The sequence below is a fragment of the Nocardia bovistercoris genome, assembly GCF_015674855.1.
Lineage (GTDB): Bacteria > Actinomycetota > Actinomycetes > Mycobacteriales > Mycobacteriaceae > Nocardia > Nocardia bovistercoris.
The window spans coordinates 41,724-57,682 of the sequence record NZ_JADMLG010000026.1; the positions used below are offsets into that span (position 1 = coordinate 41,724).

A 15,959-nucleotide genomic window follows, 5' to 3' on the forward strand; every position below is an offset into this window, starting at 1 on the left:
ATCGATTCCTCACTTGATCCGGAACACGGCGCCGGACAAGCTCGCCACCAGGGCGTCCAGACTCGACACCCGCGAAGGTGGATGGAAGCGCACGCATTGACACGCGGCCGACAGATAGGCGATGTCGGGCGCGGAGATGAAACTGACGCCACCAAGTGCCGCCACCGCCTGATTCGCGGCATCGACGATCGCGTCCTCGGCGCCGTAGCGCGCGATGGTCGCCTTGGCCAGACTCGCGTTGTCGGTATCGCCGTCGGCCAGCAACCGCCCGACGCTCTCCAGCAGGATCGCCGCGGTCTCCACGCGGATGCCGAGCTCGGCCGCGCGCTCCTGACTCAGCTTCGGCTTCGCGAAAGCACGCCCGACCAGCGCCGAGGCCATACCGAGGTAGCAGGAGGCGATGATCATCTCGAACCACATGAACCCCACGGTCTGGAGTTCGTCCAACTCCCCCTGGCCGCCCACCGTCGCGGGCATCACCAACTTCTCGTCCACGAAGACGTCGGTCAGGCGCACCTCGTCGCTCTCGGCGCCCGCGAGTATGTCGGTCCCCCAGAACGGATGGATCGAGACTCCCGGCGCGCCCGCGGGCAACAGCAGTACGACGCTCTCCCGCCTGCCCGCGTCGTCGACCACCGAGATTCCCGCCGACAGCAGGTCCATGGATCGAGACAAACTGCACGGCCGCTTGGAACCGTTCACCACGATGCCGCCCTCGACGCGACGACCGGTGACCGTGGAATTCAGAATGCCCTGTCCGGGATTACCCTCGGCGAACGCCGACGCGATCAGCAGATTCTGATCGGCGACGCCTTCCAGCAGCGCCCATTCGAGGCCGCTGGAACGCAGACTGTCGGCCAGGGTGAAAATCGTCGCGACCGAGAAATGGTGCATGGCGGTGGCAACGGCCAGCGAGGGCGCCCGCGCGCTGATCGCCCTGACCACGTGCACCGCGTCCACCGGCCCGACTCCGATGCCGCCGTAAGCCTTGGGGATCAGCAGCGCGGGGCCGCCGTGGCGGCGGAACAAGTCGAGCGCCGGGCTGCCGGGACGTTCCAGATCCGCCAGCGGTATCGCCGACAGCGCGTCGAGGAGTCCGGGCAGATGGGTATCGCAGATCGCGTCCGCGAATTCGAGACAACGCATGGTGTCGGAAATCTCCTACCGGTATTTGGGCCGCGCCTGTTCGGCCACGATGGCTACGCCTTGCAGATGCGTGGTGCGCAGGCCGGGATAGTTGGCCTCGCCGAACGCGCCGCCGGTGAGGCCGGTGCCCCCGTGTGAGGGCAGCGCCGCGCCGAACGCGATGTGCGAGTCGTTGAACTTCAGCAGGCCGCCGTTCACGATGTGGGCGAGCAAATAGTCGACCACCTCGGGGTCGCGGGCCCAGAACGAATTCCGGAGCCCGTAGAGATTCGAGTTCACGAAGTCGACGACGGCGTCGAGCAGAACCTGATCCTCGGCGGGTTCGGGCACGATCACCGGCAGCAGCGGATAAAACGTCTCGTGTCGCACCGCATCGAGTTCGCGCGAATTCTCCAGTCCATTCACGCGAATGATCGTCGGCTCGAGGAAGAAGCCCGCAGAATCCTGCGTCCCGTCCAGCGCCAAACCGTTTCCGCCCGCAACCACCGTCGCGCCCTTGGTGACCGCGTCTTCCAGACAGGCAAAGAATTTGTCGTGGCGCAACACCGGCGACAACAGCACATCCGATTCGTCGGGATAACCCACCCGAAGACCATCGGCCGCTCGGACCAGTTCCGCGAGCAATTCTTCGGCGATATCCGGATGAACGATTACCTGATTCGGAATCATGCAGAGCTGACCGGATCCGTAGAATGCCTCGATCAGCGCCTGGGCGACATGCTCGAGAACGGAATCCTTCCACACCACGACGACATCGTTGCCCGCCAATTCCAGAATGGGCTTCTTCCGCGCTTCGATGCACCGACGCTCGAATTGCATGCCGTTGCGCGAGCTGCCGAAATACATGATGTCATCCACTCGCGGACTGTTCAGCCAGGCGTCGAGCAGTGGCTCGGGATCGCCGCAGAGCGCGTTCAGCACGCCGCTCGGGGCGCCGATCTCGGCGAGTACGGGGGCGATCACCTCGTTGACCGCGAACATGACCCCGAGCGGCGCGGAGCGGGGAGCCCGCACCACCAGGGCATTTCCCGCGGCGATGCTGAGCGCGCCGAGCAGGGCGCTCGCCATCGGCGCGTTCGCGGGCGGGTTGAGGCACACCACACCGTCGGGCTGACGGCGCACGATGTGCCGCCGCCCTTCGACATCGAATTCACGCCACATCTGCTCGCGGAAGTAGTCGCGCGACTCCGGGCGACAGTAGGTGCGCATCCCGGACAATTCCCACTCGGCCAGTTCGCGGGGATGGCCCTCCAGGGTCAGCAGGTGCGTCAACTCCGCGCCGTACTCGTCGAATTTATCGGAGAGAAGTTCGAGAAAATCATCGATCCGCACGGCCAAGGGAAATGTCCGCCATTCCCGCGCCGCCGCGGCGGCCGCGGCCAACGCGACCGCGACGGTATCGCCGTCGGCTACCGCCACCCGACCGACGACCAGGTCGGTATCCAGATCGGGAATCGCGATTTCACCACTGTCCAGCCGCCGCTTCAGCGACAGGCTGGCGAACGAATCATCCAACATCGATCGCGGCTCGATCACGTGGACCCATTTTTCGCCGTGGACGTTCTGACCTGCTATGTAACTGCCGTAGGTATAGAATTTCGACGATACGACGGCATTGTCTAGCGCATCGGCTGTCATGTAGCCCCCAAGAAACTGACCGCTGGTGGCCGGTGCGACCGACCGGCCCGACGACATGATCCGAATGATCATGTCGTCAGCCAGTGTCGATCACGGGAATGAAAAGCCTCTGAAAGTCCCGATGCGGCGATTTCGCTGGAATTTCATTATCCCCCGGCCTGCCGCATCACATCGCATTCAGTTACCGCAGAGAGTAGCGGCCGAATTCCGCTCGCGCGTAGACGACGTGCGCGACGGTCGCGGCGATTCCACACGCGAACAGCACCGCGATGGACAGCACCGACATGGCGGTCGAACCGGACATACGCGACGAGTCGAGCCCCGTGAACACATAGCTACCCGGAACCAGCCGCATGCCGGGCGCGCTCGCACCGAGATCATCGACATCGAAGACCACCGCCGCGGCGATCAACGCCACCACGGCGACCACACCGATCCGCCCGAACAACCGCCAGGCCGCGGCTGTCGAAGCGATCGCGGCGAATACGCAGGTCAGCGCACAGACGAACAGCAGCGGGCCGCCACCGTCGATGAACAGATACGGGACGAACGCCAAGGCGAGACCGAGCAGCCCGGCCGTTGCCGAGGCGGCGGCGCCCGCCCGCCCACGAGCCCAACCCCCGCGCTCGAGGCGCTCGGCCAGCACCGGTCGCGCCAACGCGATCGCGAGGCCGCCGAGCAGCAACGCCGACATCGCGCGCAGCAGATCCACGTTCGGACCGGGATCGGCCTGCGCCGCCGCGGTGACGGGGCCGTTGCTCAGCCGTTCGGCGGTGGCGGGCGAGGTGTCCGGCAGCCCGTTCACGCCGGTGTTCAGCGAGATCACCAACTGCGCGGTGACCGCCTTCAACTGCTCCAGCTGTTCGCGGATCTGGCCTTCCATGGTCGGCATCAGTTGTTGGGCCGCGTCCAACTGCACCATGACCTGATTGATCGTCGTGTCCCCGTCCCGCAGGAGACCGCGGATCTCGCCGAGCCGCGCCACGGCCAGATCCAGCAGCTCGACCACGGTGGTCCGCGCGTCGACCGGGCGACCGAGCAGCTGGGACATGTCCTGCAATTGACTGTCCAACACCTGCGCACCGATTTCGAGCGTGCCGATGCCGTCGGTGATCTGCCCGTCGCTCGAGCCGTTCACCATGGTCAAGATGCCGCTCAGTTGGTCGCCGACCCGCTGACCATCCGGTAATCCGCTGGCGCGCAACACATCGACGATCGGCCGTAGCACCGCACCCAACTCGGCCCGCGCCGTCGCGGTCGCCTCGAGCATGGTGTTGACCGCGTCCAGGCCGCTCTGCGCCGTCGAAACACCGCTCTGCAGGTCGCCGAGGGTGACGGTGACACCGCGCATGCCGTCGGCGAAAGTCGAGAGCCTGCCGGTCAACTCGTCGAGCAGCGTCGAATACTGGTTCATGGCCGCTACCAGGTTCTCCGCCTGCGCGACGAGCGGATCGGTCTGTCCGAAAAGCTGTTTCACGCTGTTGAGCACCTCGTTGACGGTGCCGTCGGCGTTCAGCGCGGCGGCCTTGAGCCCGGCTGCGGTCAGCGCGGCGACATTGAGGTTCGTCCGCGCCTTCGAAACCGAGACGAGCAGGCCCTCGATGCCCGCGCGCACCGACGCGGCGGCCACCGCCTGTTCGAGTCGGGTGTAGTCGGGATCCGCGGCGTCCCCACTCGGTAAGACGCTGACGCGGGTGTCGGCCGAAGCGCTCGGCTTACCGCCGCCCGCGCCCGGCCGCGCACCTCCGGTCGCGAACGCGTCCGGAATCGTGACGGCCGCGAACACGGTCCGATCGGCCAGTCCGCTCGCGGCTTCGGTCGCGCTCGTCACCTCCCAGCGATACCCGGAATCGGCGGTCAACGCGGTGGCCAGCTTGGCGCCCGCGGAGTCGGGTGCGGCCTTGGCGGGCTTGACGATCGCGACCGTCGGCCTGCTTCGGGCCGCCGTGCTCTCGGTGACGAAATGCGCGGCGACCGCCCCGCCGACCAGCGGCAGGATCATGACGAACAGCAGGACCGCGCGCAGCCCGAACAGGGACCGCCGACGAGTGTCGGAATCGTGCATGGGAACGAGAACCTCTCGGTGGTCGTCGGGCCGCCGGATCAAGCGCAGATCGGCGAGGTCTGTTGCAGACTCGCGGCGAGCCCACAGGACCACACCCGTTCGAGTTTCCATTTGCCGTCTTCCGCGATCAGCGGAACCTGGCTGTCGTTGGGCTGTCCGTAGAAACTCAAGGTGGCATCGGCGTTCGCGGTGCCGTCGCAGTAATCGGTGACGTTGTTGATCTTGACCGTGAAGCTCGCTTTGTTCAGCGCGTCGAGCATGCGGTTGAAGAAGTCGGGATCACCCGCACCGCCCTGCATCAGGTCCACTTTGTCGGCCGAACCGATATTCGGGTCCAAACCGCGCCGCAACAAGCCATCGAGATGGGCGACGGTCGGCGACTGCGGAAACTTTCCGCCCTTGGAGCAATCGGCGCCTGCGGCCGCGTCGGTCGCCTGCGCTGGTTGCTCGACCGCCTTCTGCTCACTCGCGCAACCAGCGAGCATCGCGACCGTCAGCGCGGGGAACAGGAGCGTCGAGACCACTCGTTTCATGGGATTTCCTTTCACCATGTCAATCTCTGATCATTTCTTTTTCCGCCGTCACCGTCACCGTCTCGCCCCGGCGCGGCTCGCTCGGCGCCTCCCGCCACCCGTGCCGCTCGTACCAGTTGCGAAGAACCGAGGGAGCCCACCAGTTCCATCGACCAAGCAGCGCCATCAATCCCGGCACCAGGAAACCGCGCACCAGGAAGGCGTCCACGACGATGCTCACCATCAGTCCGACCCCGAGGGCACGCATGAACGACACCTGCCCCGCCGAAAGACCGAGGAATACGATCACCATGACGAGCGCCGCGGCGGTGACGATCCGTCCGGTGCGGGCCAGCCCGAGCGCGACGGCTCGGTTGTTGTCCTCGACGGTGCGCCGCGAGCGCTCCCATTCCTCCTGAATTCGGGAAAGCACGAAGACGGCGTAGTCCATCGACAACGCGTAAGCGATGCACAACAACAGCACCGGCACGATGACGCCGGTATGGCCGTAGACCACGGTCCCGAGACCACCGAGATTCCCGTCCTGGAAGATCCAGACGACGACACCCGCGGCGGCCGATAGCGAAACCAGGTTGGTGAAAAGCACTTTCAGTGGAAGCACGAGGCTGCCGGTCATCAGGAACGTCAGAATCAGTGTGACCACGACGATGATCCCGAGCACCAGCGGAATCCGATTCGTGAAACCGTGCAGGTTGTCGAGATTGCGCTGGGTCATGCCGCCGAACAGGGTGTCGGCGGGCGCCGGAACCTCACGGAGCGCGCCGAGTTGCGCCTTTCCGGCATCGGAGTAGGGATCCCGGTCGGTCGTGACGGTCAGATAGGCGGCGTCGCCGCGCATGGCCGAGTCGAAGGTCGCCGCGCTGATCACCCGGCCGCCTTCGTAGATTCCGTTCGGCCCGGTGACCCGAAGCACCCCGTCCACTTTCGACAGTTCCATCGCGTAGTTGGTGACCGCGGACGGCGAGCGCAACCCGGACGGGAACACGACCTGGGCGGTGCCCGCGAAATTCTGCGCGAAGTTCGACCGCAGTACGTCACCGGCCTGTCTGGACAGGGTCGTGGTCGGCAGATTGCGGTCGTCGGGATAGGCCAGTTTCACCCCGAGGAACGGCAGGCCGAGCACCAGCAGGATCAGCAAGCACGCGCCGACCACCGCGATCGGGCGCCGAGAAGTGACGGCGGCGATGCGATACCACAACGACCGCTCCTCCGAACCCGCTCCCGGATCGGAGCGCCGCCCGAACGCCTTACGAATATCCAGCGCGTCGATGCGGTCGCCGAGCAGCACGATCAGGGCGGGCGCGAGTACGAGCGCGCCGATCAGCGATAGCACGACCGCCGTGACGCCGCCGTAGGCGAGCGACCGCAACAGGTACTGCGGGAATACCGCCATCGCCGCCAGGATCAGCGCCATCGTGATCGCCGAATAGGTGATCGTGCGGCCCGCGGTGTTCATGGTGGTGATCAGCGCGCGTTCCGTCGAGGCGCCCTGTGCCCGTTCCTCGCGGTAGCGGTTGATGATGAACAGCGTGTAGTCGACGGCCAGCGCGAGGCATACCGCGGTCGCGATATTGGTGGCGAAGACCGAGACGTCGGTCACCTTGTAGATCTGCCACAGCACCGCCGTGGTACCCACGGTGGCGACGAGCGCGACCGCAAGGGGCAGCAGTGCGGCGACCGCGCTGCCGAAGATCCAGACCAGCGCCAAGAAGGTGATCGGGGTGGCGATGGCCTCGAATCGAATGAGATCCAAACGGGATTGGCGCTCCACATCGCTGTAGGCCATGGCGGGTCCGCCCGCGGCGACGGTGACGCCGTCGGCGTCCAGCGGCACGGAGGTCGCCAGCGCGCGAGCGCGGTCCGGGGCGAGTTTGTCGCCCCCGGTGATCCTGGCGAGCACAAGGCCGGTTCGCTTGTCGACGCCGACCAGCGGTTCGGCCAACTGCTGCTGCGGCGTTGTCCAGTACGAGATGATCTGCTTCGCGTACGGGGATGCGCGCAGTGCCGCGACCAGCGCCTCACCGCGCGCGCGAGCTGCCGGGCTGTCGACGCCTGCGTCTGCGGTCACCGTGAAGACGACCGGCATCCCGCCCGCGTCGAACCGCTCGTCGAGTACCCGCTCGGCCCGCATCGATTCCGATGTCGGCACATCGAAGCCGCCCGCGGGTAGTCCGTTGATCGCGGGCAGCGCCAGCGCCACGCCGCCGAGTCCCAGAAACAGTGTGACCAGCGCGATCGCCCGTGGCGCCCGCAGCGCGAACCGAGCCAACACAGTCCAAACCACCGCAGCCCTCCCACCTTCTCACCGAGGCAGTCAATTGACAGACTCTGAGTCTGTAGCATACTTGCAGTCGCTCACCTGTCAAGGGTAGGCAGACTGCGGCGACGTCGCGGCGGCAGCAAAAGAAAACCGCAGCTCGATGCGGGTATCGAACTGCGGCACAGGCCCTTTCGGGCACGAGACGGGACGGGCGCCTAGGGGCTCGCGTCCGCTCGCAGACCTCGCAGCATGCTGAGCATGACGATCTCGACCTCACGCGAGGCGGCATCGGGATCGGCGGCGAGCGCGATCGCCAACGACGCCTCGGCCAACAGACGGAACACCATCTGCGCCGTGGTCTCCACATCGACCGGACGCAGCAGCTCGAGCCTCTTCAATTCCTCCAGCAGGCCGCGGATCAGCGGCAACGCGATCTCGGAATCGACCGCGCGCGTGCGCTCCTCGCCGAGGACACCGGTGACCTGGCGCAGCAGCGACCGAGTGTCGGGCTCGGCGGCGTAGCGACTCAGCGCGGTGCGCGCCGCGACCTCGGCCCGCTCCCAAGGTTCGAGATCGGGGGCGACGGCCGCCGCGGCGACGACGCTGATCACTTCGGTCGCCGCCGCCCGGTAGACCTCGGCGAAGACCTGCTGCTTGTCATGGAAGTGGTGATAGACCGCCCCCTTGCTGAGCTGCGACTCGCGCGCGATGTCGTCCACCGACGTCGCGTCGAAGCCGTTCTCGACGAACAACTTTCGCGCCGCATCGAGAATCGCCGTCCTCGTCAGCGCCGCGTACATGTCACGCCTGCTCGCCTTGACCTCGCCCACAGCTGATAGCATACTTACCGACTCGTGGTCGGTCTATGACCTTCAGTCGGTCAGTTGAAAGGAGTTCAGGATGGCGCGGTGTCGCTTGATGGCGCGGTGTCGCTCGTCGAGCGCGGCCCCACTCCGCGCGCCACACGGGCGCGTGGCCGCGAACTCGGAAAGGCCGAACTCGGAAACGCTCAGGTGGAGCCGGACGGAGAGCCGAGCGGACGGCACGCGATTCCACTCATCGCCTTCCGCATCCCATCCCCCGGACCGACGCCCAATTCGGCCAGCAGGAATTGCTCGGCCGACCGGTACGCCTCCACCGCTTCGGCATGTCTCCCTTCCTGCCGTAACGCGGTGATGAGATGCATTCGCGTGAGTTCGTTCAGCGGGTCGTCGATGATGAAGAGATTGGCGTTCTTGATGACTCGGCGGTATTCACCCAATGTGACCCAGGCTTCGAGAAGCGCCTCGCGCGCGGCGCGGCGCGCCTGGACCAGCTCCGCCGCCGCGGCGGCCGCCAGCGGCCCGTCGACCACATCGACGAGCGCGTCACCGCGCCACAAGCCGAGCGACTCCTCGACGATCGCGGCCACAACGAAGGGCGCCGACGGACTCAGATTCAAGGCGTGTTCCACGCGCTCGACGAAGCAGTGCGCGTCGACCGCGGCCCGAGGCACATTCAATCGGTATCCGGCCGAGGTCGACTCGAGCATGGCGGCGTCACCCGCGTGGTCGCGCAACCAACGCCGCAGGCGTCTCATGTGCGCGTGCAGCGTGTTCGCCGCGTTCCCGGTCGAGCGAAGGAGATCGAGCTCCTCGATCAACTCGTCTCGACGCACTTCGGCCCCCACGCGCAGCGCCAGCACGGCGAAGATTCCTTTGAGCTTTCGCCCCGGAATCGCCACCTCCATTCCATCGACTACCAGTTGAACCGGACCGAGTATCCTGAATTCGATTCTTGACATACGCACCAGACTTCTTTCGGCGAGGGCGGCATCCGGCGGCCAAGAATGTCAACCGGCCTCGTGGGGCTTTCGGATGTTCTCGCGCGCCGCACCGCCCCAATTCATCGATGTCACTTCTACGGAACAAACTAGGCCGAAAAGCCTGTCACTATATGCACATATTCCGCCGAGTATATCGGCGAACCCTATATCGTATTACCACCGCTTCGATCCGCCCGCATTTTCGGTACCCGACGCCGCCGCAGGCAGCCGCCACCGGACGGCGACACCACCGGTTAGCAGTACCGACCGTCAGGTTTCTATGTGGCCCGCACATCGAACACGACTTCGTCGGATTCACTCGCGCGCCCCCGGAACTGCGGTCTTCCCGATCGCGATGGCGGCTACCTATAAAGGGCCACCTTCGCGGCGGTCGACATATTTCCACACGATATCATCTATCACGCCATATCCTCGAGCCCCCTATGCCAAACAGACATTTCGGTAGGTTACTTGCCACGGTTTCGCCAGTCAAATCAGTACATACCATTTCCACCCCCAGGAGCGATAATCGACACATAGCCAGAAATACTGTAACCGTAAGTTATAGACGCTTTGAGATTATTTTTCGATGTCTTGACATTCCTCTCCAGAACAACTAGCCCGCGCCCCGGAACTCCCTCTTCACATCGCGGCGCGCGGCCCCTCGGACGCGGGAACCCACCGCACGTGCGGCGCCGACCCCCGGGTTCAGCACACCGGGACCTCGCACCCACCGGTGCACGCGTGTCGGCGTCGGCTCCGGATTCGTCCCGACTATCCTGCCGAGAGCAACGACACTCCGAAAGCGCAGGCGAGACGACTCGACGGGCGCGGACGGGCGCCGCGCGAAGACAGTACGGCCGACCGCGACCTTCGAGCCGTCGCCGTCGACCCGAGGACGACCCCCACCCGGAGGCGGACAAGTGACAGATTTCACATACGAGGAAGGGTCGCACACCTCCGACCCCGCGGACTTCGTCGAAAGGTTCGTCGACTTCTGGAACAGCCCTTCGCCGGAACGGATTTACGAGATCCTGCATCCCGATGTCGTACTCACGCAGCCACTCTCGCCGCCCATGCGCGGAATCGCCGCCGCGCAGGAGGAATTTCAGCGGATCTGGCGGTGGCTGCCGGACCTGCGCGCACAGGTCGACCGCTGGCGCGGCGATTCCGACCTGCTGTTCATCGAGTTCCGGCTGCGCGCGCACGCGGGAAACGAACTGATCGAATGGCCCAACATCGACCGCATCGTGCTCCGCGAAGGCAAAGCCATCGTACGCACGAACTACTTCGACCCGCTCCCGCTGCTCCACAAGGTGGTCCGCCACCCCCGCCTGTGGTGGTCGTGGTGGCGTTCGGGCGCCGCCCGCCCATGGCACACCGGACACCACATCGACGACTACACAGCCCTTCTACCACGCGAGCGACGGTGAACTGCCACCGAGTCCGGTGTGGAGAAGGAGCGGTTGGGGCTCAGGCTGTGGCGGAGTGGGCGGGTCGGACAAGGCCCAGTTGTTGCATCATTCCGAGCGCGTCCCAACATGTCCAGCCCTCGACCAGCTTGCCGTCTCGGAGGCGGTTGATGGTGATGCCTTGTACGACAGCCGGTTTGCCCGTCGCGTGCATTCCCATCATTTCGCCGTCGTTGGTGCCCGTCGCCGTCCAGCGGGTGGTCACGAAGTCGCCTTCGGCGATCTGCTCGTTGACCAGGAAGCGTTGATCCGAGAAAGCTCCGAGATACATCCGCACGAGCTTCTTCATGCCTTCCGGGCCGTGTACGTCGGCGTACGGGTTCTGCGGATCGTGGTCGATGTAGTCGTCCGCGGCCACCTCGTCGAATACCTCGAGATCTCTGCTGTTCCAGGCGTCGATGGCGCGCTTGGCGATGGCCTTGTTCTGCTCTGACATGGCATTTCCTACTGGTTGTGCCGAACCGGTGTTGGCTGTCGCCGCAGGCGGCATCCGCGCAGCTCGGCGTCGAGTACGGTTTGGCGTTCGGACCGTGAGGCCGTCGGTGACCTCGGTACGCGCGGCCCGATAGCGGGCGCTGCCATCACGAAAGATGCCCGTCCGCATGGTGTCGGCGGGCATCCGAATGCTCACCGAGCACAAACCTCCAAGCCGGTGTACGCAAAATATTGTGCGCCTTTTTCGCGCGGAAGGTAAGGGGCTCTCACCTATTGGCGAATACTCCGCAACCTGACTCACGCTCCTACTTGCGGCGTCCACGCGGGCGGCGAGGTCGACTGGAACGTGACGCTGCCCTGAAGGGCAGTACGGTGGGGCGACGTTCGGCGAGGTGCGCCCTTGCCACGGTGATCAATTCGTTCAGACCGACGCGGTCGGGGTGTCCGGACTGCTCCAAGGCGTCAACTATCTCCGGCGCCTGATCGTCCGGCAGGTCGGCGAGCATGCCGGTGACGGTGTCGGGGCCGTGCGCTTCCAGCAGGGTGATGAACTGCTCGGCCATTCCGCGCAGTCCTTCGTCCGGGTCGAGTTCGTCCATGGCGATCTCGCCGTCGTTTATCAGCAACTGCACGGCGATCGGGCCGATCTGGCGATCGGTGCGCAGCCCTCGCAGGAATGCGGATCGGTCGGGCGTGGCGTCGGCCAGCAAGTCGAGCATCACATATGCGCGGGTGCGGAACGGGCAGCCGCGCACCCCGTCGAGCAGCAGGGACAGACCGCGTTCGGGGCCACCGTGCGCGGCCAGCCAGCCCGCGATTTCCGCGTCGGCGGTTTCCTGACTGTAGTGTTCGGCGACCACGCCGAGCAGTTGGGCGGGTTCGGCTTCGACAAGCTCACCGACCAACGGCGCGTGCCTGCCTTCGCCGAGCAGGCGGGCGCGCACCGCGCGAGTCGCCAACGGGGTCAGCGAAATCAGTTCTACGGCAGCCACTTCGGGCGCGAGGGCGATACGCAGCCGGTCCCTGGCATCGGGCGGCAGCGCGTCGGAATCCCAGTCCGCGTCCAGATCGGCCCGGTACATCGGGTCGGGACGGCCGACGGTCAGTTCGACCGCGCCGGTTTCCGCCAGCCGGTCGAGCACCCGCCGCAGGTCCGTATCGATTCCCTGCCGCCAGCGGGCCAGGATCGCCGGATCGAGGTCGTCGAGGTAATAGAAGGCCGCGCACGCCGACCACACGCTTTCGGTCAGGCGGACCACCGGCATCGGCTCGGGCAGCCCGTACAGGGTGTTGAGCACGTCGGGCAGCACGTCATCGAGGATGCTGTGGAGCATCCTGGTGTGATCGGCCGCCCACGAAGCAGGCGGGATCAGCAGGCCGAGCGCGGGCTGGGCGTCGAACGCGGCCGTCCACAGCGCCAGGCCGTCGCGCAGCAGCGGCGCGGCCTTCGCCACGCGCACCAATCTGTTCTTGACGACCCGGACCAGCCGGATCTTCTTGGCCAGTTCCGTCAGATAGGTGAGACCGGGCAGTTCGGCACTGCTCTTGGTGCGGAAGACCCGGTCGCCGATGCGCTGGTCGACCCCGTCACCGGTATCAAGCAGAACGACCAGTTCGCGGGCATCGGCGAGGCGGAGATTTCCGGTGGTCGTCAGCGCTCGGCCATCACCGACCCATTCGACCAGGGCACGCAACCGGGCGACGATCGGCGTCAGGTCCGCGGTCGCCGCGAGTTCGGCGTCTCCCGCGAGTGACACCGGCAGTTGCAGCGGCATTCGTCCCGGGCCACCGCCCGCGCGGACCTGCCGCTCGGCGATATGTTCGAGCACATTTTCGTCGTAGTCGACACGACCGGCGTTCACGTCGTCGAAGAATTCGGCCATGGCGGGGCCGTCGGTCGGGTCGATGCCGCCTCGCATCGCCGTCATCAACCAGAACTTGGCCGGACCGAAATTGCTTTCATCGGCCATCGCCGTGGCGAAATCCGCGGCGGAATTCGTGAGCGCCGCGTCGACCTCGGGCAATGGGTCGCCGCCCGGATCGGCCAGCCCGGTCGAATGCAGGTAGCCGACCAGCACGCGCAGCGAATCCGGGATCTCGACCGCATCCGGTGCGCTCACCGACAACGCCCGCGGCGCATGCGACAGCAGGAATTCCTCGGCCAGGGCGGCGGTCCAATATCCCAGCCGTCCATCGACACCCTCGTGCCGGAAATCCACCGCGGCGGCCAGCGCGAAAGGATCGACCGATCGGCCCTGCTCGGCAGCCCAAGCCGTGCAGCGCCGAATCAGCAGGTCTTTCGCCGCCTCGAATGCGTCGATGTCTTCCGGCTCGAAGTGAGTGCGCACGGATATCGCGGTCCTTTGCTGATAGGAGTCGCGTACAGGCTATCCCCGCGGGGCGCGTGCGGTATGGCAAGCGCGTCGCGCCGACTGGGCCGTTGTCGTCGCGAGCTGTGTCACCGGCGTACGTTGGTTGCCTGCCGGAGACTTCGACCGCAGTTGGTCGGCCCGCGGGGGGGAACAAACCTCTGGACGGCCGAGCGCCCGGCTCGTAATTTCGACAGAGATCGTGGCGGGCCGCATCGACGTGCCGAAATAGATTGTCCGGTAGTCGAACCCGACTCGACTACCGGACAACGGAAGTAACGACCGCTGAAAGGTCAGGGCAGGACCTGCGGAACGACATCCGGGGCGACCGCGCCGACGAGCAAGCCGACCAGGGCGCCCTGGAGGGCGGGGCCGAGGATGCAGAGCGGGATGAGCGGGATGCCGACGATGGTGGCGGCGCACATGACAGCGCCGACGACGGCTCCGACCGCCGCGCCCGCCACGGCGCCGTTCGCCATCGGATTATGGTTTGCCGCATCGGGATTGGTGGCGATGTCCTCGGGGGCCGTGGCCGCGACGAACTGCTCGGCCTCGGCGACGACGGGCGCTGCCACCTCTTGAATCGCGGCTGGCTCTACCGCGATCACCGACTGCGAGACAACCGATTGCGCGGCAACGGATCCCGCCTCGGCGGAAGCCGCTCCCGCGCCCGCGAAGGTGACCGCGACCGCCAGCGGCAACGCGGCGACGAGAGCCCTACGACCGATTTTTCCGATAGTCCTACGCATGATTATTCCTGTCCTCCCGACCCCGGCGCGCACGAACTCCCCTAGCGCGCATAATGTTTCGCGTCGCGAATTGCGACGGGACAAGTTCTATCCGATTTCGGCTACCGAATCAAGTCCTTACGACACCGCGCGCAGACTTTGTGATCCCGCGACCGCAATCGACAAGCAAATAGAGCTTGCCGACCCCTGCGAACACAGTTCCCCCTGACGCGGCACGACCGGCAGCACAACCGGGCCGGGCTCCCTTCTGGGGAACCGGCCCGGACCGCACCGCCGAATCAGCGGGCGTTGCTCGTGCACACGACCTGGGACACCTTCGCGCCGCTCAGGTCGGAGGAACCGAAACTCGCCAGTGGCGCCGTCGGGGTGATCTCCGCCAGCCGCCGGTAGGCGGCGCGCTCGGCCTCGGACCGGTTCGGGCCGGACGCCGCGGCCACACCGTCGTCGCTGTAGACGAGTGCGCCGCAGCCGTTCGCCCACGCGATCATTACCGTGCAGTCGGCAACAGCACAGTTTTCGATCGCCGCCGCTTGCGCTTCGTCGTAGCTCGGCCAATCGACACTCGCACCGGCGGAGATGGCGGATGACCTGCCCGGTTTCGCGATCGTGGTGACCGACTCGTGTGCGGATGCGGCGGCCGAGGTGTTCGGGGTCGGGGATCGGGAGCGGGCGCGGGAGTGGGTGCTGCGAGTGGTCGCCGAGGAGGGTGAGGTCGCCGAGGCGTTGCCGCCGATCTTCGGGCAGCGCGATGAATCGGGGTGGTATCTGGTCGCGGAGAATCTGCTGGCGCTGCCGTTGGCTTCCGAGGTGGATCGGGGCGGGCATCGTCGGTGGGTCGCGACAGATTGCTACGGGTCATCGAGGCAGCATGTGATCGATCCGTATGCGCTCACGGGGGCCGAGTTGATCGAGCAGATCGCAGTGACCGTGCAGGCGGTCGAGCGGTTCCAGCGGTACGGAGGAGGAGATTCGGATCCGGTGGTGGCGCGCAGACAGCTCGTCGATGTGCTCGCGCTGAGCGCCCGTGCGGATCGGACCGCGCCGGACTGGTGGCGTTCGCCCACTGCCGCGGAGTTCTATTTGTCTGCGGGGCAGGATGATTCGATGTGCCTGCCGTGTCGTGCCTGCGACGGTGTGCGGCCATATACCGCAACGACATTCATGCATCGCGCGGCGGATCTGTTCGCGCTGCGGGGTATCGAACTCGGGACGAGGTGCCGGGCCGATCCTCTGCGGTTTCCACCGGGCGGACCGGCCGAGCAGCGACTGTTTCGCTTGCTGGCCAAGGACTCTCGCTTGTCGTGGCACAAACCGGATCATGTGCCGGCCGAGGATCGGGCCGAATGGTGGGTGTCGATCACGCCGGGACTGGCGGCGTCGGTGGCGTGGGAACCGCACGATCCCGCACGGCCGCTGGTGGTGCTCGGGCTCTGGGATGTCCGGCCACGGTGGCGAAAACTACTCGGGCGGTAGGGCGCTGGAATCCGC

13 protein-coding genes are annotated in these 15,959 nt (G+C 66.1%); 2 read left to right on the forward strand and 11 right to left on the reverse strand.

What is annotated here, in order from left to right; genetic code table 11:
• Nucleotides 1–9: 9 nt before the first annotated feature.
• From IT779_RS35435 to IT779_RS35465, 7 genes are all read right to left on the reverse strand, one after another.
• Complete coding sequence (locus IT779_RS35435) at nt 10–1,146, reverse strand: acyl-CoA dehydrogenase family protein (protein WP_196153864.1); 1,137 nt, start codon at nt 1,144–1,146, stop codon at nt 10–12.
• Between the two features lie 15 nt (nt 1,147–1,161).
• The gene (locus IT779_RS35440) at nt 1,162–2,784 is read right to left on the reverse strand and encodes an aldehyde dehydrogenase family protein (RefSeq protein WP_332839107.1); all 1,623 of its coding nucleotides are present in this window, start codon (nt 2,782–2,784) and stop codon (nt 1,162–1,164) included.
• A gap of 181 nt (nt 2,785–2,965) precedes the next feature.
• Nucleotides 2,966–4,849, reverse strand: a complete 1,884-nt coding sequence (locus IT779_RS35445; protein ID WP_196153866.1) for a YhgE/Pip domain-containing protein — start codon at nt 4,847–4,849, stop codon at nt 2,966–2,968.
• Nucleotides 4,850–4,887: 38 nt separating this feature from the next.
• Nucleotides 4,888–5,382 carry a hypothetical protein gene (locus IT779_RS35450; protein ID WP_196153867.1) on the reverse strand — a complete coding sequence of 165 codons (495 nt, stop codon included), beginning with the start codon at nt 5,380–5,382 and terminating at the stop codon, nt 4,888–4,890.
• 19 nt (nt 5,383–5,401) lie between these two features.
• Complete coding sequence (locus IT779_RS35455) at nt 5,402–7,666, reverse strand: MMPL family transporter (RefSeq protein WP_196153868.1); 2,265 nt, start codon at nt 7,664–7,666, stop codon at nt 5,402–5,404.
• A 191-nt stretch (nt 7,667–7,857) separates the two neighbouring features.
• Nucleotides 7,858–8,472, reverse strand: a complete 615-nt coding sequence (locus IT779_RS35460; protein WP_332839108.1) for a TetR/AcrR family transcriptional regulator — start codon at nt 8,470–8,472, stop codon at nt 7,858–7,860.
• A gap of 179 nt (nt 8,473–8,651) precedes the next feature.
• On the reverse strand, nt 8,652–9,365 hold the full coding sequence (locus IT779_RS35465; RefSeq protein ID WP_196153869.1) for an AfsR/SARP family transcriptional regulator: 714 nt from the start codon (nt 9,363–9,365) through the stop codon (nt 8,652–8,654).
• Nucleotides 9,366–10,369: 1,004 nt separating this feature from the next.
• Between IT779_RS35465 and IT779_RS35470 the strand changes: the two genes are divergently transcribed.
• The gene (locus tag IT779_RS35470; protein WP_196153870.1) at nt 10,370–10,879 is read left to right on the forward strand and encodes a nuclear transport factor 2 family protein; all 510 of its coding nucleotides are present in this window, start codon (nt 10,370–10,372) and stop codon (nt 10,877–10,879) included.
• 40 nt (nt 10,880–10,919) lie between these two features.
• On the opposite strand, the gene IT779_RS35475 is transcribed toward IT779_RS35470, so the two are convergent.
• The 4 genes from IT779_RS35475 to IT779_RS35490 form a co-directional block, all read right to left on the reverse strand.
• Nucleotides 10,920–11,537, reverse strand: a complete 618-nt coding sequence (locus IT779_RS35475; RefSeq protein WP_196153871.1) for an ester cyclase — start codon at nt 11,535–11,537, stop codon at nt 10,920–10,922.
• Nucleotides 11,538–11,658: 121 nt separating this feature from the next.
• Entirely contained in the window at nt 11,659–13,701 is a 2,043-nt protein-coding gene (locus tag IT779_RS35480; protein WP_196153872.1) for a hypothetical protein, read from the reverse strand.
• 314 nt (nt 13,702–14,015) lie between these two features.
• Nucleotides 14,016–14,471, reverse strand: coding sequence for a hypothetical protein (locus IT779_RS35485; RefSeq protein WP_196153873.1), 456 nt, complete (start codon nt 14,469–14,471; stop codon nt 14,016–14,018).
• A gap of 278 nt (nt 14,472–14,749) precedes the next feature.
• The gene (locus IT779_RS35490) at nt 14,750–15,076 is read right to left on the reverse strand and encodes a DUF4189 domain-containing protein (protein ID WP_196153895.1); all 327 of its coding nucleotides are present in this window, start codon (nt 15,074–15,076) and stop codon (nt 14,750–14,752) included.
• Between IT779_RS35490 and IT779_RS35495 the strand changes: the two genes are divergently transcribed.
• Nucleotides 15,048–15,944 carry a hypothetical protein gene (locus IT779_RS35495; RefSeq protein ID WP_196153874.1) on the forward strand — a complete coding sequence of 299 codons (897 nt, stop codon included), beginning with the start codon at nt 15,048–15,050 and terminating at the stop codon, nt 15,942–15,944. The two genes, IT779_RS35490 and IT779_RS35495, sit on opposite strands and share 29 nt — an antisense overlap.
• Nucleotides 15,945–15,959 lie beyond the last annotated feature (15 nt).

Bases quoted from the DNA above. Each gene is read 5' to 3' on its own strand.
- IT779_RS35435 (WP_196153864.1), bottom strand. From the start codon at position 1,146: ATGCGTTGTCTCGAATTCGCGGACGCGATCTGCGATACCCATCTGCCC.
- IT779_RS35440 (WP_332839107.1), bottom strand. From the start codon at position 2,784: ATGACAGCCGATGCGCTAGACAATGCCGTCGTATCGTCGAAATTCTAT.
- IT779_RS35445 (WP_196153866.1), bottom strand. From the start codon at position 4,849: ATGCACGATTCCGACACTCGTCGGCGGTCCCTGTTCGGGCTGCGCGCG.
- IT779_RS35450 (WP_196153867.1), bottom strand. From the start codon at position 5,382: ATGAAACGAGTGGTCTCGACGCTCCTGTTCCCCGCGCTGACGGTCGCG.
- IT779_RS35475 (WP_196153871.1), bottom strand. From the start codon at position 11,537: ATGCCCGCCGACACCATGCGGACGGGCATCTTTCGTGATGGCAGCGCC.
- IT779_RS35485 (WP_196153873.1), bottom strand. From the start codon at position 14,471: ATGCGTAGGACTATCGGAAAAATCGGTCGTAGGGCTCTCGTCGCCGCG.
- IT779_RS35495 (WP_196153874.1), top strand. From the start codon at position 15,048: ATGGCGGATGACCTGCCCGGTTTCGCGATCGTGGTGACCGACTCGTGT.